Here is a 21,673-nt window from a genome sequence, read left to right as displayed (position 1 = left end):
AGTCTCCTCTCAACGGCCCGGCGCGTCCATCGCGCACCGGAAGCCGATGTTCATGTACGTCCGTTCGGGTCGACCACCCCCAAACCGGAACAGTTCCGTGCCATAGTTGCTGCTGGTCATGAACGAGCCCCCTCGATCCGCTTTGACGACGCCGGCAATCGGTCCCGCCGGGTCGACGCGTGGGAGGTGCTTCTGGTACTCTCCCGAATCATCCAACCAGTCGTTGACCCATTCGCTCACATTTCCAGACATGTCCAACGCCCCGAATGGACTGGCCCCGCCCGGAAACGAACCAACTGGCGCGAGTCCCGCGAATCCGTCGTCCCAGGTTTCCTCTCTGAGAAAGTGGGGACACCGGCGGTCACAGAAGTTCGCCAACTTGTTTTCCATCTTGTTGCCCCATGGGTAGACTCGCCCATCCGTACCTCGAGCGGCCTTTTCCCATTCCCACGCTGTGGGGAGTCTCTTCCGCTGCGCCTCGCAGAAGGCTTTCGCTGCAAACCAACTTACCCAAGTCACGGGCAATGAACGCTGTTCGTTCGACACTTGACCATCTGTGAACTGGCGCATGTAGTGACCATCGGCAACACGCCTATCGACCGACTCCCTCTGCCACGCAGGATTACCGTGCGCGAACGAGTAGTACCGGGCATTCGTCACTTCGAGACGATCAATGTAGACAGCCTTGATTCGGACCTGCTGAAGCGGAATGGCGTTGGCACCGGACATGCCGGCCGGGATGCCGCTCAGGTAATCGCCCGCCGGGACCAGGACCATTCCCTCAGGAACCTGCTCACCGGCGGAGGTCGCGGCAACCACAGCGTGGCCAGCTATCGACTCGCGTAAAGGCTCTGTGCTGCCGCACACACCAACCGCCGCAACGACACTGCCCGCGACCAAGCACCTGATCAGTGACACATCAATACCTCATGCCAGTTGCCACGCCCGGCCCCTACTCCGGCGCGAAAATGCGGGGACCAGACGGCTGCGATAGACATTGTCTACTCCCATATCTGGTGGTTTGGTAATAATCGCAATTCCCTTGCTGGCTTTCGTCTTCGGTTCGGATTCCGTTGACCATTATCGTGACCCCCGGCTTGCACCCCCCGTCCTCTTTGACTACCTCGGTCGCGCGATTCTCCAGGTAGTGTTGGGCATCATGACAGTCAAACAAGGTACAGGGCCACGGCTGCACCGTACCCGGATGAACCTCAGACATTTGGTTGCTATAGCCGGCAAGCTTCAGTTCTCGGTACTTATCGCTTAGCTTAGGCACAGGATCGGAGCGTAGGGCATTCTCGTTAGAATTTTCGTACAAAGTTACCTCCGTGTCTCTGGGAAACCGCCATTCGGCTGGACCGAGAATGACGACATCCAATCGCGCTAGGTCCTCCGGTGTGAGACCGGTCCCGTTCGTCTTTTGCTCCCACACCAACTGCCAGATCGCATTAGATAAAATAGCCGCACCCTCACTGTGTCCGATCAGTTCTATTCTCTCGCCCGCACCATGTGTGCTAACGGCCAGTAGGATTTGTTTCTTCATGCTGTTGATAGAGTCGTTTTCAGTAATGCCTGGCCTGTTCCCTTTGATCATCCCGGATATGTCATCAATCACGTTTAGTGTTTCGTCTATGTCCGCAGCGAAGCCGTCTGAGTCGTTTAGTACGCAGATGACGTTACCCTTATAAGTCGTTGTCCCATCACACTCGTTCTGCATGTTGCAGCAACAGCACCAAACCCGCTTCTGCTTGGCCTTCCAGTCTTGCGTGTTCACGCCGCATAAAGCGGCTCCCTCGGCAAAGCCAGGTAAGGCCAAGACACCACCCATGGACGACGACGCGGCGGATCCGACCACATATCCGAGCAATCCACAGGCAATTCTGGGTGTATAAGCCACACTCGACTGAATGAACTTCTCCGGACCGCGCAGGCACAGCGAGTCCCAGAAAGAGCACTTTTCGCCGCTTCCCTTTCTCACTTCGCATGCGTAGATGTCTCCAGTTCGGGAGTCTACGCTGACCGAATGACCCTCCGGGGCTGTCTCGTTCCCTTCTTTGCACACGTCACTAATGATGCAGGTAGCGATGTTGATGAACGACAGGCGAACGGGAAGGAACACGACGGCCAGCACCGCGATGGTGACGGTCACCAGGATGCCCGTCAGCACCACGAACTGCGTGGTGACCTGGCCCCGCTCGCTCGATCGCTTCATACCTTGATCTTCACGAGCCTGAACATCAGGAACAGTCCGATGCTCTCGAGCAGGAACACGGTAATCAGCATGATCCACCCGATCGGCGTCACGAAGAGCGGCCGTGTGTAATCCGGGTCAACCAGCGTGAACAACACGAGGAACAGAATCGGCATCATGAAGGTGACGACGCCCTGCGTCATGCCCTGCGTGGTCATCGCGCTAATCTTGCCTTCGACTTTCTTGCGCTCGACAATCGTGTTGGCAATCACGTGAAACGTCTCGCTGAGATCCCCGCCCGTCTCACGCAGCGTCAGGATCGACTCCACCGCAAGCTTGAGATCGGGAAGCGGCACACGCTCCGCCAACTGCTTCAGGGCGTCATCGGTCAGCCGCCCCAATTGAATGGCCTTCACCACGCGCCCAAACTCGTCTGCGATCGGCGGCTTCATCTCCCGAACCACCAGTTCTACGGACTGCTGGAGGTTCATGCCCGCCTTCAGCGCGTTACCCATGAGCACGAGCACGTCCACCAACTGGTTGTCGATGACGTTGAGCCGCTGCCGTTTCCAGTAGGCAATGACGAACCTGGGGCCAAAGTATCCGAGCAGAGCGAAGCACGTGCCCAGCAGCAGCCGCCCGACGATGCCGGAGGCGAGCAGGAAGCCAAGACTGAACGCCCCCAGCACCACGAAAGTGATCACGCGCCGGGCCCGGTCGAGCGACATCTCCTCGAACATCGATTCGAACTCGGTGCCCATCCACTGGGCGTACGCCTCAATGCGGATGGCCCACCAGGCCGAGATCTCCCGGTAGAGGACCTTCGTGACCAGCCAGAGGCCCAGGCCGATCAACAGGAGCGACAGGTACTTCAGTGCTGCCATGTCTCTATGCTGTCTGATGAAGGAATATCTCGCGCGGCAGTTTGATCCCCGACTTCGAGAGGCCCTCAACGAATAGCGGTACGTGGCCCGTCGGCACAAACTGCCCCTGCACCCGCCCGTCCGGCTCGATCCCGGTCTGCTTGAACACGAACACATCCTTGACTTCGAAGTCCTGGCCCTGGACGGCCGGCACTTCGCTGATGTGGGTGATCCGCCGCGACCCATCCACCAGCCTGGACTGTTGCACCACGATGTCGATCGCAGCGGCTATCTGATCGCGGATGGCCCGGGACGGCAGCTCGATGCCGGCCATCAAGGCCATCGTCTCGAGCCGGCTCAACGCGTCCTTTGGCGTGTTCGCGTGCACGGTGGTCAAGGACCCGTCGTGCCCCGTGTTCATGGCCTGCAGCATGTCGAGGGCTTCGCCGCCGCGGCATTCACCGACGATGATCCGATCTGGTCGCATGCGCAGCGCGTTCCTAACCAGGTCCCGGATGGTGACCGCCCCTTCACCCTCGATGTTCGGGGGCCTGGACTCGAGTGCGACCACATGGTCCTGCGGCAGTCGAAGCTCGGCCGCATCCTCGATTGTGACAATCCGCTCGTCGGACGGGATGAAGCCGGACAGCAGGTTCAGCAGCGTGGTTTTGCCAGACCCAGTGCCTCCCGAGATCAGCATGTTGACTCTCGCCCTTACCGCCGCCGACAGGAAGGTGGCCATCTGTTCGGTCAGCGACCCGAACCGGATGAGGTCGTCGACCCCCAACAGCTTGGCGGAGAATCTGCGGATCGTGAGGGCCGGGCCGCGCAGGGCAAGCGGCGGGATGATGACGTTCACCCGAGAACCATCGGGCAGTCGGGCGTCCACCATCGGCACTTTCTCGTCGATGCGCCGACCGACGGGCGCCACAATCCGCTCGATCACGCCACGAAGCTGATCCGGGTTGAGGAAACTGACGCCGGTGGCTTCCAGCTTCCCGTTACGCTCGATGAATATCTGGTCATAGCGATTGACCATGATCTCCGTCACACTGGGGTCGGCCAGCAGGTCCTCCAGCGGCCCCAAGCCCAGCGCCTCGTCGAGCACGTCCTTGACGATCCGCCGGCGAACCTGGCGCGAGGTGACGTTTTTCGCCTCCTCGTCCATCAGCGTCAGCACCTTGGCCTCGGCGCGGGCGCGTACCTCCTGCAGCTTGACCGGATCGCTCAAGTAGCCGAAATCTGTTTTCTTGAGATCGATCTCCTCGACGAGTCGCTTGTGGATCTTCAGCTTGATGGCCCGGATACCGTCTTCCACACCGGAACGTGCATCTGCGCTCGCGGGCACGCTGCCGATCTTGAGGTCCCGAAGTCCGCGCCGATCGATTTCCCTGGCCAGGCGATCCAGACCCCGGGCGATCGGGTGCCGCGGAGCCGAGAGAACGAGCGGCATGCCACGCTCGGTGGCCGCCTCGACGGGCTCTCCATCGTCGGGCAGCTCAACGGTAACCCGCACGCCGAGAAGACGCTCGAGGCGGTCGGACCCGATCCCTCCCCGTTCCGGCATGCGGTTCAGGCAGAGCAGGACGGAGTCGCCGGGGATCTGGATCGTGCGCAGGTAGTCCAGGCCATGGCGTGCACGAATCGCCCCCGTCATGGTCGGCGCAACAATCGCGCAGACGTAGTCAGCCCGATCCAGCAGCGGCTGCGTTAAGGGACCGACACCGGACGGCAGGTCCATCACGATCGCGTCGAAGACCGCGCCGGCGAGGTCGAAGAAGGCCGTCAGGGCCTCCGGCGTGATCAAGCGGGACTGGAGCACGTCGTTCGCGAGCGGAAGCACGGACACGCCGCTCGCCGATCGCAGGACGTAGGTAGAGAAGATCTCGGGAGTCAGCCTGCCCAGCAGAAGCGCCATGTCCCCAAGCGACTTGGCCCGTTCCAGCCCGAACAGCATGGCGGCTTCGCCTGGCACCGGACAGGCGCAGTCGAGGAACAGCACGCGATGCGCGTCCTGCTGGGCGAGACAGACCGCGAGATTCACCGCAATTGTAGTGCGGCCCACTCCCCCGCTTGGCGAGAACACCCCGACGACCTTCGCGCGCCGTTGCATTGCGATGCCTTCCTCCCACCGCCAAGCTGGCATGCCGTCAGCTACCGCACCCGAACGGGCCGCCGAGGTCTCATCGGGCCTCGAGCGGAATCACCTGCGGACGCAGCACCACGAGCAGCTGCGTTGTTTTCTGCTTGAAAGACCGCGAGCCGAACAGACTGCCGAACACCGGCACGTACTCCATGCCCGGAAGCCCGCCGACACCGGGAACCATCCGCATCTTTGAGGCCGTGCTGGCTGTGGTCTGCAGCGCGCCTGGCCCCTGCGAGACGACGTCCATGGAAGCCAGCAGGTCGCCACCCACGATTCCGAACGGCTGATTCGTGGCCGTCGGGAATTCCCAACGCGATCGACGCCACACCTCGGGATCGTACGTCCCGGAGTTCAACGGCAGATTCGTTTCGACCAGGACGGCCGTAATGACGGGGGTCCTGCTGTCTCCGACTCTCGGAGCGAACTTCAGGCGCAGGCCCATCGGAGCCTGCGTCGGGGCGTCTACTGGGCGCTTCGCTTCCTTCGGCGCCACTGCGGCGCCGCCGATGAAGACCTCGTTTTCGGATCCGATGTTCACCTCGACCTGTCCGAGGTAAAGGCGACGACCGCTTGGCTCGACCCCATGCGCGAACGAGCCAGTACGGAACGCGATGCTGGCCTCCATCAACTCGACCTCGTACCTGACCCGGAACGTAGGCTGGGCGGGCGGTCCGGCAGCGCTCGACGTGGGAGGGCCGGCGCCCGCGGGTGTGGGCAGCGTCTGTTGGGTCGACGGCGCTACTCCAGCAGGCGGCCGAGAGACCGACGGCGCCGCTCCGATGGCAGGAGGGGGGACCGACGGCATAACGTAACGCACGACGCACTTTACTTTGGCGGCCGCCGCGATCCGTTCGACGGCAGCGAGATCGTCCCTCGAGCTGACGGCGCCGGTGACTACCGATGATCCCGCCAGCATCGCGACCTCAACCGACGGGAATTCCCTGAGCAGTCCCCGTAACTCCTGTCGCAGTTGCAGCGCCTCCCGAGAAATGACCGTGATAGTTATCTCGTGCCGCCGCTGGTTCTGCTGGTCACAGATGCTGAGAAGCGTCGTCCCGACCGAGCGGGCGACAATAGTCAGGGTCTTTCGGTCGGCAGGGAGTTGGCTGAACCCGGCAATCTGGGGATCGTCGACTTGGACATTCCCGATGGGGTATCCAGGAACGATGGTCTTGAGTTCCTTGACGAACAACGACTCCTCAACGCGAACGAGCTTTGACGAGGGAGGACAGTCGCGAGCGGTCAGGCTCTGCGCAGCAACATGGGTACCGATACAGCAGACGAAGGTGACGGCCAGAAATGGACGGGTCTTCATGGCAGGGTCTCATCTCTGCGGGCCAAGGCGTCCCACTTCACTCCAGATATTTGCGGGGACGCCCCGGGGCTTGACCGGGATGGTGATGTTAAGCAGTTTGAAGGGATCGAGTGTGCCGAGTTCTTCGGTCAGCCCGGCGTCGAGGTTCGAGCGAAGCAGCAGGGTAAGCGTTCCGACCTCCTGCGCAAGCACCAACTGTTGGGCCTCACGCATGCCGACGAGCACGGTCACGTTGCTGACGATCGGCTGCTGATCGGTCTGGGCGGCTGGCCGGCCCTGCTCGCGGAACAGGGCCGCCGACTCGCTGGCCGGTTGGGGCGCCGGGCGCTCACGCCGGTGCTCCCGTCCGGCGGCAATCACCTGCACGTTCTGCATCAGCACCGCCGTCTCGGTCCGCTCCTCGGCGTACTGTACCCGGCCTCCCTGGTTGCCGACGGGTCTTCCTAGCTCGAACGTCCCGAGAATGTCCACGAAGTTCCCCGGGCGGACAAGACCGCCGACTCCCGTGACGGCCGACACGCCGATCGTCACGGCGCGCTTCCCGCGCGGCACTTCGTAGGCCAGCGCGGTTCGACCCGCCTCTTCGAGATAGGTTCCCAGAACCTGCGCTCCTTTCGGCACAGGGACCATCACGACGCGTCCCACTAATTCCCGGAGATCGGCCACGGCCTTCGGCTGGACGTATTTCGCCGGAACCTGTATCCGCTGCACGACCGTCTCATCGACGACGGTGTTTGCCAACAGGTCCTTCGTCGTCACGATGACGTCCTTCATCGCCCCAAGCTGGAGCAACTCATTCTCCCGGCTGGTCAAGTACACGAACATCAGCAGGGTCCCGAGAAGAGCCAACCCTACCGACACGATCGCTGCAGTCCTGCCACGCATAGTCGCCCCTCTACATGAACCCTCTCAGGTACGCCATTTTGTGATCGATGTAGTCGCGGTAGTAGTCGGGGCTGAACAGCCCGCCATATATCTCGACCAGGCCACGCCATGGATCGGTATAGGCGCCGGACCCCATCTTCGTCCGTTTGCACGGCAAGTCCGTGCAGCCATCATCGGACTCGATGCGATTGCTGCTCAGACGCAGGCCCCGTCGAAGCCCATACGGCCGGAAGATTCCGACGACGGGCACGACCACCTCCGGCATAACATCGGGCTGCCAGATCACTCGGGCTCCCACGTCGCTGTCCACCTGGTCGGTCGTATAAGTGCATCCAGGCACATCGGAAGCGCAGTTCCGTTGAAAGGCCCGCGCAAACATCATCTGGTGTGCGGCAGTCAGCGACCTGAAGATCGTGTTATTGACCCGATAGATCTGAAAGGCCGCGCAGACGAGTATGATCAGCAGCCAGGTCAGTAGCACCGTCTCGGTGGTTGCCTGACCGGCCACGCAGCGCATTCCACGCACGCGAGTCATCTCAGTGCACCACCGGCCTCATGCGAAGGTCGTAAAGGTTGTCGTACGCCACCGGCGCCAGCATCACTTTCGACACCGGGACCATCTTCGCGACGTAGGTGGAATCGCCGTCCTCGATGGACCCGCCGACGGCCTTGGCCACGGCGACGGCCTCCATCTCTGGAATGACCCTGCCCCCGAACAAACTGTCAAAGAGCAACGCCCGCACCTTCTCATTCTTCAACCTGACGATCCACACAAAGTACGAGACCTTCTGATCCGCCTTCCGGTACCAGTGATTGTACTGACGCGAGCGAACGTCCCACACCAACCCGAACGTGGTGTCGTACGCACACGTGTAGACCACCGTCGGCCGAGCCGGGGCCAGTGACCACGAGACAGCTGCCGGCCAACCTGAGTCAACCTGCTCGGTCTCAGCCAGTGTCCAGACGGGACGGCTGGGGAGAATTCCAAGGTCGAGTGCCCATTCACGGTACTCGAGCTGATCCTGCTCCCCGGGAAACAGATCGAGGGCGTTGTCGTCGCTCACCCGCCTGGCCTCGCCAAAGGGAAGCGGCGCGGACAACAGATTCACCGGATTGAACGTCGAGTACGAAACGGCGCTCCACACGAATGAGTAGGCCGATTCGATCGGGTCGGCTACTTCGCAGCCGGGCCAAAACCACCCTCCATATCCATCGACCGCCGTAGCCCCTCCCAGAGTCATCGGCCAGCTGAACACCGCCCACACCTGCTGCAGCAACTTGTTCCAGTACGCCAACTGGTTGAGTTGGGCCGCCATCTTCGACGCGCCCGTAAACGCACCGGTATCAGCGATAACCTGCAGGGCGATTTTTCGGTTCACCGCCTGGCCGACGTCAGCCACGACGGCCACGAAGAGGATGAGGACGAACAGCATCGAGATGACCAGCGCGGTCGACTGGCCCTGGTCACGCCGCCAGCGCCCCATGGTCCTCCGTGGCGGGCGCAAGCTATTCCGCATTGTCGCCCTTCTCCGGGATGTCTGGCTGGATCGCGACGGCGGAGAAGGCGGTGACCGGCAGTCCTCCGAACGGCAGATCATTGAAAATCGGAAACGCAAAAGGCGCGCGGTGCGTCACGAAGACACCCTCGCGGCCATCCAGTCTTCCTTGCGTCGGCGGCAGTACCAGTCGCTGCCACGCCGACTTCCACCAGCGGAGATTGTCAAGAACGGTGGTCGCGGCGGTCCAAGCGGCGGCTTGACCTACCCAGCCGGTCCCGTGCACCATCAGAGCCCGTCCAGCGGAAAACGCGGCGAGGCTGACCATGTACTTGGTTACGGCCAGCAGGCAGACGTGAATCAACCCGAAGATCATGAACAGCAGGAACGTCATCACCACGACCGTCTCGACCGTCGCTTGCCCACGCATCCGTGCGATGCACCGCCAATGTCGTCGCGGGGAGCGTGGTATCGTCATCGGCGTGCCGTTTCCTGGTTAGTCGACTCTCATGCCAGCCACCGCCCCGTGCAACGTCTCGGCGATCGAGTTGGTCGCGTCCGTCATGGCGTCTCGAAACACACCGGCAAAGAGCAAGAGGATGACGCCCGCAAGCAACCCTGCCAGAGCAACGTACTCGCTTGAAGTCTGCCCGGACTCCCCGCGATGCATGCGCCGGACAGCAGCCCGCGAACCGGAGCCGAATTGCCGGGTGGATGCCGGGCCGCATGCCGCCGGGAAACACAGGCGATGGGTCACGCTCATCACCATTCCCTTTCCAGACGACCTGCTCTGCATCCTCGTCCGCATGTCACGGTCCGGAACCCGTCATGTAGACCGACATGTGCTGCACCAGTCGCACGACCAACCAGCCGAGGACAGGAGTCAGTACGCTGGTGATGAAGATAAGTAGCGTGGCAAGGAGGCCGAGCAGCGTCACGTATTCCGTTACGGCCTGGCCGCCGGCAGACCCATCGATCATTTTGGCAAGGCGGCTCGATGGCTGCCGTGTCATGGCGCGATCGTCCTGACGGCAAGCGCTAGTGACCGGACAAAGATGCGGAGCGCTCCGGGAATGATCGCGCCGAAGAAGAGCCCCACTGCAGCGAGCACGCCCGCGATCATCACCCATTCAACGATGGCCTGACCTCCGGGTCGCCTGGCCCGCGTCCACCCGGTAGCGAGCCTCGTGCGACTGCCCGTCGGTCGCAGGAACATGTCTGTCGGCCCCTGAATGCGCATGGCCCGGCGGCCATCTTCACCATCCGCGTCGGGCAGATGTCCGCCCTCGGGAACGAACCTTCCGATTCGCGGCCGAGTATACTGATGTTCCCGAGGGCATGCAAGAAGCCGAAAAACGCCGGACAAGCGGCATCGCCGCTTCTGCTCGCGCGGCCCGAGCCGGCGGACAGCAGTGCCGGCGAGCGTGGCGAGGGGGCTGGACCATGGCGGCGACGTCGCATCCGCTTTCTCGAACTGACCTGGCCCACCTCGTCGACGGGATGAACCTCCCGATCATGGTCTTTCGGGGCCGGCGCGTCGTCTATGCGAATCCAGCCGCGCGGAGCCTCGAGGAGCGTCTCCGCCAAGACCACGCCACCGAGATAGTGGTGATGCTGCTAAACCACATTGACGCTCTCGCGCCGATTCTCTCTGAGACCGACACCACTACCCTGGTGACTGCCCCCACCGGTGAGACCTTCGCCGTGCAGGTCCGGTCGCTCGGGACACGCAGCCGCAGACGGGTCGCGGTGACAGTTCGGGGTATCGGCCGGGAACTGGAGGCCGTCCGCCGCCGCTACCGCCTGACTGCGCGCGAGGTGGAGGTTCTGCAGTTGCTCCTACGTGGCTACCGGAACAAGGACATCGCGGCCACGCTCGGGATTTCTCCGGCGACGGTCAAACGACACCTGATGAGAGTTTTCGACAAGACCGGCGCGGACAGCCGGACCCAGTTGGCATGCCGTCTCGCCTGATTCCGGGACAACACCTACTCTGTCAACTCTTGAGATTCGCTTTGTGTTCGTGGTCCAAAAGTAGTATTGCGGACAATGGCATCGATCCCTAAGATGCCTGTGTCTGGAGGGTTGGATCGATGCAGACTTCCGAAACTCTGAAAGCCGCCGGCCGCAGCGAGACGGGGCCTGTCCGGCACGGCAACGAGGACTGCTTCGCCATCGATCTGGCGTTCGGTCTCTTTGTGGTTGCTGACGGGATGGGTGGCCACACGGCTGGTGAAGTCGCGTCCCGGCTCGCCGTCGAGACCATCACGGCCTTCATCCGGAGATCTGCCGACGACCAGGACTTCTCGTGGCCCTACGGAGTCGTGTCGACCCTTTCCTACGACGGGAACCGGCTTCGTACGGCAGTGCATCTCGCGAATCGGCGTATTCACCGAACCTCGGAAAGCCAAGATACCTACTTCGGTATGGGCACGACGGTGGCAGCCGTGCTCGTGGCTGGCGACAGGCTCGTCGTCGCCCACGTCGGCGACAGCCGGGTGTACCGCCTGCGTGAGGGTCGGCTCGAGCAGTTGACGCGGGATGACTCTTGGATGGCGACGGTCTTGGCCGACGACCCGTCCGCCGACGCGCAAGTGCTCGCAAACCACCCGATGCGCAATGTGCTCACCAACGCCCTTGGCGCGCGAGAGGACACCGAAGTGCATCTGCAGGATCACGCCTGCCTCCCCGGGGACATCGTATTGCTTTGCACGGACGGCATCCATGGCGTGCTCGCCGTCTCGTCGATCGCGGCGGCGCTCGCGCAAAACAGCGATGTGGACGCCGCGGCCGCAGAACTGCTCACGGCTGCCCTGGCCCAGGGCAGCCGTGACAACGTCACCGCGCTGGTCGTCGCGATCCCGACGGCAGGAAGCCGGTCATGACGACATCTCACCCTGGTTCCATTGGCGCGCCCCCGCGCTTGCCGACCAGAATCGGGCATTACAAGATCATCGAGCGCATCGGGCGTGGAGCGATGGGTGTCGTCTACAGCGCCCGCGACGAAGAGATGGACCGGACCGTCGCCCTCAAGGTCATGGCTGCCGACCTGGACAGCGAGCCCGAAGTCCGCGCGAGATTCGAGCGGGAGGCGAACGTCGGCGGACAGTTGCTCCACCGCAACATCACGGCGACGTACGACCTCGGCGAAGCAGATGGTCGTCTCTACATCGTCATGGAGCTTCTGCGCGGCGCTCCTCTCAACCAGTTCTTGACGCGTCAGGAGGGCGTACCGCTTGAAACCAGAATCGACCTGATGATCCAGCTGTGCGAAGGACTATCCGCAGCACATGCGCAAGGCGTATTCCACCGCGACATCAAGCCGAGCAACCTGTACGTCCTCAACGACGGCAGTCTGAAGATCCTCGACTTCGGCATCGCGCGCCTTGCCACGTCGACGATGACGGTGAGCGGGTTCATCATCGGCACGCCGGACTACATGTCGCCGGAACAGACCATCGGAGCGGATGTGGATCACCGATCTGACCTGTTCTCCGCAGGGGCGGTGTTCTACTTCATCCTGACGGGCCGCAAGCCCTTTGCCAGCCCTGATCTCCCGGCAGTTCTCCGGAAGGTCCAGCACGAGGATCCGCCGGTGATCGCGCCGGAGGAGGCACCGCCGGCTCTCACCCGCATCCTCCTGCGGGCGCTGGCCAAGAGGCGCGAAGATCGGCCGCAATCGGCAAGAGAACTCGCCGCGGACCTCGTGAACTTCCGCCGGGACTGGGAAGGTGAAGCCCGGCAAGTCGCTGAACGGGCCCGCGCGGGCTACCAGGTGATCGAAACGCTGACGGCGAACCGGCTGCAGGCCAGCCGGCAGCTGGGCGTTGAGCTGGACCCGACGCCGGACCCTGTGCTGGCGGCTCTGCAGGACGAGTACCCGCTGGTCGCGGAACATGGTGCAGCTGGCTTCCTCCGGATTCCTTTCAGGCGCGACATCATCACGGACATCCTCGCACGCATCGACGCGCGGCGCGCGGAACTGGAAGCCGCCGTGGGCCCGCTGCGAGCAGCGGCCGAAGCCCTTGTCCAAGCCGAGGATGCGTTGCGCACGGGCGCCCCGCAGCAGGCGGTCCCGTTGCTGGAGTCCGCCGCGCGATCGGTCCCCCAGTCTCCGATCCTCGATGCGGCCCTTGCGCGAGGCCGGGAGCAGTCGGCCCGCTTCGATGAAACGGAAGCCAAGACCCAGGAGCTACTGACCACAGCCAAGGCCGCCCGCAACGCGCGTGACTGGATCGGAATGCTGGAGGTGGCCGAGCAGCTTCGGCAGCTCAACGGCGGCGGTCCGAAAGCCGACATGTTGCGAGAGGAGGCCGAGTCTGGTATCGAGCGCGAACGGTTCGCACGCCTGCACGCGTTGCGCAATGCCGTAGACGCCGGCATGCGAGCGGTTGAACTCGGGCGCCTGGACGAGGCCGAAGATCATGTTGTCCGCGCCGAGGCGCTCGCCGAAGAGCTCGGGTCCGACTCGGCCGCAGCGCCGGCTGCCTCCCTGCGGGCCAACCTCGACCGCGCACGGCGGGCAATGGCGCAAGTCGTGGACTCCCAGGCGCAGTTCGATGCCGGGTGCCGTCACGAGGCGATCGAGGCACTCGAAGCCTTCCGCGCGAAGGAACCCGATGCTCCTGGCGTTGGCGACGCTCTCGCGCGGCTGGTGGCGGAATCAGATCGGCTAGCCGAACTCGAGCGCCGGCGGGCACAAGCCGCAACTCATCTCGCCGCCGCCGAGGAGGCTTGGGCCGGGGCGAACGCGATCGCCACGCGCGACGAAGCCACGAGTGCTTTCTCGTTGGAGCCGACACTCGATCGTGCGCGAGAACTTGTGATGGATGCCCGCGTGCATCTCCGGCGGGCCGCGGATCATCAGGCCAGACTATCGAGAGCCCAGCAGGCACTGGCGGACGCGCGAGCGTCTCTGGATGAGGGCCAGTTCAGCCGCGGCGCCACCCAGGCCGAAGCGGCGCTCCTGATGGACGAAACTGCCGCCGAGGCTGCGGCCCTGGTGCTCGAGGCACTCCGACGTGAGAGCGATCAGCGGACGCAAAACCTTCGGACGCGCACCGAGCGGGGTGGCCGTCGCGAAGTCGAGCGCAGTCTCCTGAATGCCCGGAGCGCCTTGCGATTCCATAACTGGAACCGCGCCGCCGAGGCGTGCGAGGCTGTACTCGCCGCCGAGGCCTTGAATGCGGAGGCGCGCGCGATCTTCGCGCAGGCGCTGCGGCGAGTACCGGCGTCCGACGACGCGGCTGGAAGCGCGGACGCCCAGCAGGCGCAGGACGATTCTGCGCGCGAGACCGACACCGAAAGCACGGTCAGAGGCTTGGACGTCCCCCACGAGGGCGGATTCATCAACACCGTGCGCTCGTCGGTCGGGGCGCTGCTGGCTCGAGTCCGGGAGGGCCGGCTGAGGAGCGCCGGAACAAGATAACACCATGCCAAAACTGGTGATGCTTAGCGACGGCGTCGTCGTGCGCGAGGTCCAGCTCGGGCTGAGAGACCTCACGATCGGCCGTGCGCGAGACAACGATGTCGTGCTGGACGACCCGGACAAGACGGTATCCCGCCACCACGCGGAAGTACGCCTCGATGGCAATGGCTACGTAATTGTCGATGTGGGTAGCCAGAACGGCGTCTGGAACGGCGAGACGCAGGTGCGCGAGATTGAACTGACACCCGGCATGACCCTGTCCGTCGGATCGTTCGACATCAGATTCGATTCGGCGCCCGGCGACCCGGACATCGCCTCTGTCAACCGGGCCGAGTCCCTGGGGTTGGGCCCGCACCTCGGAGCTTCATCGGCGGCGACCGCGGCCACCCGTCCCCCGACGCAGACGTCAGGGACGCTGCGCTTTGACGCACGATCCCAGAAGGAGAAGGCATCGGGTCCGGCGGCCGAGGCCCGACGTAGTCGTCCACCGATCTGGCGCCAGCTCGCCGCGTTCCGGCCGGAATGGATCGGCGCGTCACGGCGGTGGCCGCATCTAGCGCTCTTCGCGGGAATCGTGGGAGTGCTGGTGCTGGCATTGGTCCTGAGCCAGACTTGGCTGCGGCGGCCGGCGCAGCCGGATCGCGAAGGCGCCGCGAATAACCCCAGCGAACCCCTCGCGCCATCGGCAGAGAGCGAGCGTCAGCGGCATCTGCTCGACGCGAGGACAGCACTGGACCGTGGGCTTCTTCAGGAGGCACAGGACGCTGTCCGCAAGTCCCTGACCATCAGCGGGAACAATGTCGAAGCACTGGAGTTGCAGACTCGGGTTCAGAACGCCATCAGGACCGCCGAGGCTCGGCGCGCGGTACCGACGCCGGGAACTCCCCAGTCGGCGGCGTTGAGATCAGACCAGCCTTCGGCCGCTCCTCCGCCGGCCCGCAATCGTCCGCAGGCCGAACCCACGCCTTGGCCGATGCTGGCCCGCCGCCCGAACGAAACACCGGCCGCCCTGAGGGAACGCTCACGGGTGATATTCGAACGCTACGGGGCCGCCGAGGGGTTGCTACGCGTAGAGCGGTTCGCGGACGCCGCGGCCGCCTTTACGGCGATTCTAGCCGAGGAGCCCGGCTACGAATCGTCGGCGGACAGCTTGAAGGAGGCGCGAGCGGGAATCACCGCCCAAACGAGGCAGGCCATCGCCGCGGGGTCGGCGCTCGAGGCCAGTGGCGACCTGGTCGCCGCCCTGTCCCAGTACGAGCGTGCGAGGCAACTGGATCCGTCTCTTGACGAAGTGGACAACCTTGAGAAGCAACTGCGCGTGCGTATGACGCAGAAGGGTAATGAACTCTTCGCAGAGGCCAAGCAGTTTGACGCCTCGGGAAGATCACCTAAGGAGGCCATTGATCGGTACCAGCGCGTCCTCGGGCTACTTCCCCCGGATGATCCGAAGCATGTGTTTGCGAAGAGCCGGCTCGAAGCCCTCCGCGCCGGACGGGACCGGAAGCCAGAAGCGGGCGAATGAGGTAGGCACGTGGAGGATCCGTCGACCATCGGGCGATACGAAATTGCGGAGCGCGTCGGCCGCGGGGGCATGGGTGTGCTCTACCGCGGCCGGGACCCCGTTCTCGATCGTGACGTCGCTGTCAAGGTGATGACGACTGACCTCTCTGACGACAGCAATGCGCGCGCGTACTTCTTTAAGGAGGCCAAGGCCGCTGCCCGTCTACAACATCGGAACATCGTCACCATCTATGAATTCGGGGAGTCGGATGGCAACCCGTTCATCGCGATGGAGTTCCTTCGGGGACAAAACCTGGCGACGCGTCTGCGGTCGGATCCTCCCCTCACGATTGACGCCACCACCGATATCATCGTGCAGTTGTGCACGGGCCTGCACCACGCGCATTCGTCCGGTGTGATCCACCGGGATGTCAAGCCGGCGAACGTGTGGATCCAGCCCGATGGCGCCGTCAAACTGCTGGATTTCGGGATCGCGCGCGTATCGGCATCGACAATGACCCAGGGAAAAGACACGCTGGGCAGCGTCGCCTACATGGCCCCGGAGCGGTTCGGCAACGGCCCCGTCGATTCCCGGGCTGACATCTTCGCTGTGGGCGTAATCCTCTATGAGCTTCTGGCCGGGCGCCGGCCGTTCGATGGCGAGACGCCGACTGCGATCGTGTCGAAGATCCTGCAGGAGGCCCCGCCGCCGCTTTCCACCATCGCGCCTAGCGTGCCGCCGGCGCTGCTGGCGGTTGTCGATCGAGCGCTGCAGAAGGACCAAGACGCCCGCTATCAAACAGCGCTGGAGCTGGCCACCGACGTCAGGCTGGCTGGGGTGGAGAGCCGTGTGATAGCGGATTCACCGGATGTTCGCGAGACCAGGCTCACCGGCACGATATTGCGCGAACCTGTATCTGACCGGCCTCGCCGGGCTGGCGCGACGGGCGCGGTGCCTGCTTTCTGGGAAGCGTTGCAGGACCAGCTCAACCGAGTAGGAGTGCGCCGAATTGCTCTGGCCGCGATTGCGCTGTTGGCGGTGGCGGTGGTCGGGAGCCTCTGGCTGGGAACAGGCAGACGCGCCGACATCGACGCACCAGTGAAAGCAAGCTCCGTGGCTGCGCGTGAAGCCGGACCTTCCAAGGAACCCGGTGGCGGCAGCCTTCGCCAACTGCCGTCTACAGTGACGCTTCGGGTGGAATCCGAGCCCCTGGGCGCGGCGATCTCGTTGAACGGCGCACAACTTGCGAACACGACGCCAGTCGAGCTGACCGTCGAACGGGGATCGGCCGCCAAGATTCGCTTCACAAAATCCGGGTTCACGCCAATCGACGTGCCGGTGACCGCGGAGGTCCTCGCTGCCGGCCGGGTAGCCGTCAAACTGAGCGCGCTAAGCAGAGACCCGGTCACCGTCGTGGCGGATGGGCCTTATCCCTTCGAGATCGTCGAGGGCGGGCGGGTGATCTCGGAGGCCAGTACGCACCACGAAGTCAGGGTTTACGGCCGCACGACCGTCCGGCTGCGTGCCGCGGAGTACCTGTTGGACCAGAGCAGAGTGATCGATCCGGCAGTCGGCCGGCGCGTCACGGTCGAGGCCCCCGCGCTCGGCATACTGGCCCCCCAACTCCAAGGTGCCTTCGAGGCATGCCAAGCGAGAATCGGACGAAAAGACCTCGGCGGCTTCCCTCTTTCGTCCCACAGTCTCGTCCAGGGAAACTACATTGTCACGGTTGAGTGTCCCAACCGCCCCGGCCGCCCGTTCCCCGTGCTGATTCGGCCAGGCGAAACCACACCCCTTATAATCAGATGAGAAAACACCTTCTTGCCGTTGTCGTATTGTCTGCGGTTGGCCTGGCGGTGACCTGGCCACCACTCCGTGGTCAGGCCCAGGCGGCCGAGGAACAGCTGGCACGCCAGCGGCTGGAGAGCGGCCTGAAGTTCCTTGAAAGCCGCAATTACCCAGAAGCGCTCAAGGACTTCAGGGCGGTGGCGGTGCTGTACGGGAAAAGTTCCGTCGCCGACGAAGCCCTGCTGCTGGTGGCCACATGCGAGTTCGAGGCCACGGGCAATCTGGGTGCCGCTGAGCAAGCCGCTGCCGATCTCTTAACGAAGTACCCGAACAGCAAATCGGCCCCGATGGCCTATGTCCTCCTCGGCCGGATCGCGGTCGCCCGGGGACGTACGAAGGAGAACTTCGATTCGGCTATAGCCAGTTACCAGCGCGCCCAGACCCTCTTCAAGCGCAGCGATGCGGTGGCTGCCGCAATTTTCTATGCCGGAGAAGCCCACCGCCTCAACGGCAACCACAACGATGCCATTGCCAGCTACCGCGAGGTCACGGTGCTGTACCCGCGATCGATATGGGCTGCCAGAGCCCAGATCGGCCTGGCGACCACCCTTGTACGGGCCGCTCCAACGCGGGAGGTGGCTGGGCGAGCGATGGAGGAGCTGCAGCGAGTGCGCCAACGGTTCCCCGACACCAGGGACGCCGCAATTGCCGTGGCGCGCCTCACCATCCTCTATCGGCTGTATGTCCTGCCGCAGCTGGGCCAGCCACCCTACGTGCCCACCAGTCGGAAGATTGGCGGCACCACCGGAAAACTGAAGGACATCACTGCCCTTGCGATCGGTCCGGCCGACGAAATCGCGATAACAAACGACCAATGGGTGGGCCTCTACGACAAGAGCGGGACCGTTTTGAAGACCGCCCCGCTAAACCCTTCCTACGGCGCGTTCTTCCTCCCCGATGGACGCGCGGTCCAGATCGGCAAAGGAGCGGTGCGTATCCTCGACCAGCAGGCAGCCGTCGCTCTGGCTGTCCCGAAGCCGGACAACACACTCCGGCCACTCGACGAGATCCCCGCCGCCGCGGCCCTCTCGTCGGGAGATCTCCTGGTTGCGGACGCCGGCACCAAGTCCGTGCTGCGGTTCTCGCCGTCCGGGAAATACTTGAACTCCTTTGCCGGTGTCTATGCCAGGCGACTCGCCGTTGATGACCTGGATCAGGTGGCAATGCTCGACCGGGACACGAAGTCCGTGGTCGTCGCCGATCGCAACGGCCGTACGCTGTACCAGATACCCTCCCGCGGCAAGGACTACGAGCTCAGAGACCCCATCGACATCACGTTCGACGCGTTCGGTCATCTGTACGTCCTCGACCGGGACAACGCGGCGGTGTTCATGTTGACGCCGGCGGGCAAGCTGATTGCCTCATTCACGATTGCGGAGAAGAGCCCTGGAGCTTTCAGGAAGTCGAGGGCGATGGCTCTCGATTCTGCGGGCCGGCTGTACATCTTCGACGACCGTGCATTAAGCGTCCAGATCTACCAGTGAGGGCTTCGATGATCTTCTCTCGATCAGCGCGGAATCGGATAGTCGGACCGACCGGTTCGCACACCACCTGTTCGCCGCTACTATGCCTTGCTGCGGTCCTGGCCCTGGTCGTCCCAGATTCGGTGGCGTTCGCCCAGCTTCCTCCGCCGGCACCGACGGCGACAGCGGGGACCCAGATGCTGGTCGAAGCCCAGCGGCTGTACGATCTGGGCGACTACGACAGGGCCATCGCGGCGCTTGATCCCGTGATCGCTCGACTGGACAGTCTGGCTGCACAAGATGCAGAGGCCAGATCCACACTGATGCAGGCGCTCGAACTGCGGGTTCGCGCCCGCTTGGCCGGCCGACACGACTGGGTCGGAGCGAGGGACGACTTCAAGGCCATCCTGATGCGAGAGCCCCGCCACGTCTGGCCCCCAACCACAACATCTCCCTCGATCAGAAACGCTTTCGAAGATGCTCGAAAGCAGATAATCGGCGAGGTGCTGATCTCGGTTGCGCCCGATGACGCCGTGGTCGAACTCGATGACCGACCGGTGACGCTTGTGCAGGGTCAACCGGTAGCTTTGACCGCCGGGACCCATAAACTGACGGCCACACGGCTCGGGTACGCGACTCGCTCGCAGGCGTTCCAGGTAATCGCCGCAGCGCCGGGTCAGGTTTTGGATGTGAGCCTGCAGCGCGAGTCGGCCACGCTGGCTGTGATCACGAGCCCGGCCGGCGTCGAGGTGTTCATCGGCGGGGAATCGAAAGGGACGACGCCCCCGGGTCCGGCACCGGTGGCTTACGCGGACGACCTGGCCAAGCAGAACCTCACACTGGCGAGTTCCTCCGGCCGGCTCGAGGTGGGTGGTATTGCGCCAGGCCGCATCATCCTCGAGTTCAAGATGGACTGCTACGCGCCGGTGCGCGTGGAGGTGCAAGCCGAGAAGCCGACCGACTTGAAGTGGATACAGCCGATGAAGCCGGCAGTCGCGACCGTGCGTGTCGAAAGCGAGACCGCTGGCATTCCTGTATTTCTCGACGAGAAGCCCAAAGGCTCAACCCCGACGACGCTGGAGAACGTCTGCGAGGGCTCGCGGACGGTTGAAGCTCGCACGACTTCTGGCCGGTTCGTTCGGCGCCTTGAGCTCCGGGCTGGTGACAACATCACCCTGAAGGCAGCCTTGCGGCCCGCCTTCGGCATGCTCTCAGTCACTGGGCTCCAGGAGGGAATTAGGGGCGGACCGGATTTGCGCCGCATCTTGGAATCCATGACCAAGGACTCAGGGTCGATCATGTTCTTCGCGCCGACCGTTGAGCTGGTGCAGCAGAACCTCCAGCGTCTCCAATTGCCGCAGACCTGGCTCGCGCTAGACCGGAATCTCCAACCGCTCGACGAGGCGGCCTCGAAGATCACCCAGGACGCGCGCATGGATTTCTCGTCACAGCTTTCAAGAAACCTGGGAGTTCAGGGCATCGCGACGATCGCCCGAGTGCCGGACCGAGAGCCCGGGCGATTCTATGTGAACATGCTGGCCGCTGGCAGCGGCAAACCCGATCAGCTCGAGGTCAACCTCACCGAACCAGGATCCATGATGGAGGCCGTAACGCAGCTCACAGAAGTGCCGACTCTGTTCCAGCCATCAGTCGGCATGTTGACCATTGATGTGCTCGATCATGAGGGCGCGATCGTGGTCCGGGTTGACCCCGGCGGGAGTGCGGCGACGGCTGGTATCTCGGTAGGCGACGTCATCGTCGCGATAGACGGAAAGCCTGTTCAGAGCGGTGCAGCCTTCGCGGCGCTTCTGTCGACGAAACAAACCGGTCAGACGTTGAAGGTCGACTACCGGAACCGTACCGGCGGGACACGGAGCGTGGATCTCGCCGTGACCGTGACGCCACGCGCGATATCGATGGAGGATCGGACCCTGCTGATGAACAAGTTGCTGGTGGACTATCGGGCACGGCTGGCGGGTCAGTCGTCTCCGATCGAGGAATCCGTGACGCGACTGAATGTCGCCGTGGCACTTGGGGCGCTCGAAAACTGGGCAGAATGCCAGCGAGAACTTGAGCGCGTCACGCTGAAGCCTGGCCGAGGAGTCTCTGCAGGAACAGTAGTGTATCTTCAGGCTCTGTGCGCGGAGAAACTCGGGAACGTCTCGGAGGCGGAACGCCTGTACAAGGTGGCTTCTGAATCGCCAGACAGCCTGCTCACCGAAGACGGTCCGGGAATCAAGGAGCTTGCCGAGCGCAGACTTGCCCAGTTGCGCCCCACCATCCGACGCTAGGTCAATGTCAAACTTTTCACCGTTCTGGCGTTGCGCATTTCAACGGTCCTATACCCTGAGTTCACTTGCGTTGCGATGGCAGACCGCCCAACACACGGGCGACAAACGCGCGTGCAGGGCTGAAGCCGTGCGCAACGCCACTCGGGTCGAAGGACAGGTTTGGCGGGTTGCGTGCGCCTCGGTCGTGAAGATGATGGCTGGCGTCGATAGGCGCCTATGCAGATCTCAGGCTGAAGACGAGGGTGT

Annotated in this window: 18 protein-coding genes and 2 pseudogenes; 8 read left to right on the top strand and 12 right to left on the bottom strand. The window is 63.6% G+C overall.

The window, feature by feature from the left end:
* Positions 1-9 precede the first annotated feature (9 nt).
* Positions 10-729, bottom strand: a complete 720-nt coding sequence (locus NT151_04355) for an SUMF1/EgtB/PvdO family nonheme iron enzyme (protein ID MCX6538152.1) — start codon at positions 727-729, stop codon at positions 10-12.
* Between NT151_04355 and NT151_04350 the strand changes: the two genes are divergently transcribed.
* On the top strand, positions 628-846 hold the full coding sequence (locus tag NT151_04350) for a hypothetical protein (protein ID MCX6538151.1): 219 nt from the start codon (positions 628-630) through the stop codon (positions 844-846). The genes NT151_04355 and NT151_04350 overlap by 102 nt on opposite strands.
* A gap of 106 nt (positions 847-952) precedes the next feature.
* Here NT151_04350 and NT151_04345 read toward each other — a convergent pair whose 3' ends face one another.
* From NT151_04345 to NT151_04295, 11 genes and pseudogenes are all read right to left on the bottom strand, one after another.
* Positions 953-2,212 (bottom strand): hypothetical protein, encoded by a 1,260-nt coding sequence (locus NT151_04345; GenBank protein MCX6538150.1) that lies wholly within the window; start codon positions 2,210-2,212, stop codon positions 953-955.
* Positions 2,209-3,075 carry a type II secretion system F family protein gene (locus tag NT151_04340; GenBank protein ID MCX6538149.1) on the bottom strand — a complete coding sequence of 289 codons (867 nt, stop codon included), beginning with the start codon at positions 3,073-3,075 and terminating at the stop codon, positions 2,209-2,211. Before NT151_04340 ends, NT151_04345 begins: the two co-directional genes overlap by 4 nt.
* Positions 3,076-3,079: 4 nt before the next feature.
* Positions 3,080-4,249 (bottom strand): annotated as a pseudogene (locus tag NT151_04335) (CpaF family protein).
* Between the two features lie 360 nt (positions 4,250-4,609).
* A pseudogene (locus NT151_04330) lies at positions 4,610-5,167 on the bottom strand (AAA family ATPase).
* 70 nt (positions 5,168-5,237) lie between these two features.
* Entirely contained in the window at positions 5,238-6,515 is a 1,278-nt protein-coding gene (locus tag NT151_04325) for a pilus assembly protein N-terminal domain-containing protein (GenBank protein MCX6538148.1), read from the bottom strand.
* Between the two features lie 9 nt (positions 6,516-6,524).
* Positions 6,525-7,400 (bottom strand): Flp pilus assembly protein CpaB, encoded by an 876-nt coding sequence (gene cpaB, locus NT151_04320; GenBank protein MCX6538147.1) that lies wholly within the window; start codon positions 7,398-7,400, stop codon positions 6,525-6,527.
* Positions 7,401-7,410: 10 nt separating this feature from the next.
* Positions 7,411-7,926, bottom strand: a complete 516-nt coding sequence (locus NT151_04315) for a hypothetical protein (protein MCX6538146.1) — start codon at positions 7,924-7,926, stop codon at positions 7,411-7,413.
* 10 nt (positions 7,927-7,936) lie between these two features.
* Complete coding sequence (locus NT151_04310) at positions 7,937-8,884, bottom strand: Tad domain-containing protein (protein ID MCX6538145.1); 948 nt, start codon at positions 8,882-8,884, stop codon at positions 7,937-7,939.
* A 22-nt stretch (positions 8,885-8,906) separates the two neighbouring features.
* Entirely contained in the window at positions 8,907-9,326 is a 420-nt protein-coding gene (locus NT151_04305) for a pilus assembly protein (protein ID MCX6538144.1), read from the bottom strand.
* A 379-nt stretch (positions 9,327-9,705) separates the two neighbouring features.
* Positions 9,706-9,909: a hypothetical protein gene (locus NT151_04300; protein MCX6538143.1), complete on the bottom strand. Its 204-nt coding sequence runs from the start codon at positions 9,907-9,909 to the stop codon at positions 9,706-9,708.
* A complete protein-coding gene (locus NT151_04295) occupies positions 9,906-10,136 on the bottom strand; it encodes a hypothetical protein (GenBank protein ID MCX6538142.1) in 231 nt (76 codons plus the stop codon). The genes NT151_04300 and NT151_04295 overlap by 4 nt, the downstream gene beginning before the upstream one ends.
* Positions 10,137-10,234: 98 nt before the next feature.
* On the opposite strand from NT151_04295, the gene NT151_04290 reads away from it, so the two are divergent.
* The 7 genes from NT151_04290 to NT151_04260 all read left to right on the top strand — a co-directional run bounded on the left by NT151_04290 (position 10,235) and on the right by NT151_04260 (position 21,427).
* Positions 10,235-10,870 (top strand): LuxR C-terminal-related transcriptional regulator, encoded by a 636-nt coding sequence (locus NT151_04290; GenBank protein MCX6538141.1) that lies wholly within the window; start codon positions 10,235-10,237, stop codon positions 10,868-10,870.
* Between the two features lie 119 nt (positions 10,871-10,989).
* Positions 10,990-11,781, top strand: a complete 792-nt coding sequence (locus NT151_04285; protein MCX6538140.1) for a protein phosphatase 2C domain-containing protein — start codon at positions 10,990-10,992, stop codon at positions 11,779-11,781.
* A complete protein-coding gene (locus tag NT151_04280; protein ID MCX6538139.1) occupies positions 11,778-14,324 on the top strand; it encodes a serine/threonine-protein kinase in 2,547 nt (848 codons plus the stop codon). The genes NT151_04285 and NT151_04280 overlap by 4 nt, the downstream gene beginning before the upstream one ends.
* Positions 14,325-14,328: 4 nt before the next feature.
* Positions 14,329-15,846: an FHA domain-containing protein gene (locus NT151_04275; protein MCX6538138.1), complete on the top strand. Its 1,518-nt coding sequence runs from the start codon at positions 14,329-14,331 to the stop codon at positions 15,844-15,846.
* Between the two features lie 9 nt (positions 15,847-15,855).
* The gene (locus NT151_04270; GenBank protein ID MCX6538137.1) at positions 15,856-17,634 is read left to right on the top strand and encodes a serine/threonine-protein kinase; all 1,779 of its coding nucleotides are present in this window, start codon (positions 15,856-15,858) and stop codon (positions 17,632-17,634) included.
* On the top strand, positions 17,631-19,157 hold the full coding sequence (locus NT151_04265) for a tetratricopeptide repeat protein (GenBank protein ID MCX6538136.1): 1,527 nt from the start codon (positions 17,631-17,633) through the stop codon (positions 19,155-19,157). The genes NT151_04270 and NT151_04265 overlap by 4 nt, the downstream gene beginning before the upstream one ends.
* A gap of 176 nt (positions 19,158-19,333) precedes the next feature.
* On the top strand, positions 19,334-21,427 hold the full coding sequence (locus NT151_04260; protein MCX6538135.1) for a PDZ domain-containing protein: 2,094 nt from the start codon (positions 19,334-19,336) through the stop codon (positions 21,425-21,427).
* Positions 21,428-21,673: the final 246 nt, after the last annotated feature.

It is taken from the genome of Acidobacteriota bacterium (genome assembly GCA_026393675.1).
Classification (GTDB): domain Bacteria; phylum Acidobacteriota; class Vicinamibacteria; order Vicinamibacterales; family JAKQTR01; genus JBAXOX01.
This window is presented reverse-complemented; position numbering and strand designations above follow the sequence as displayed.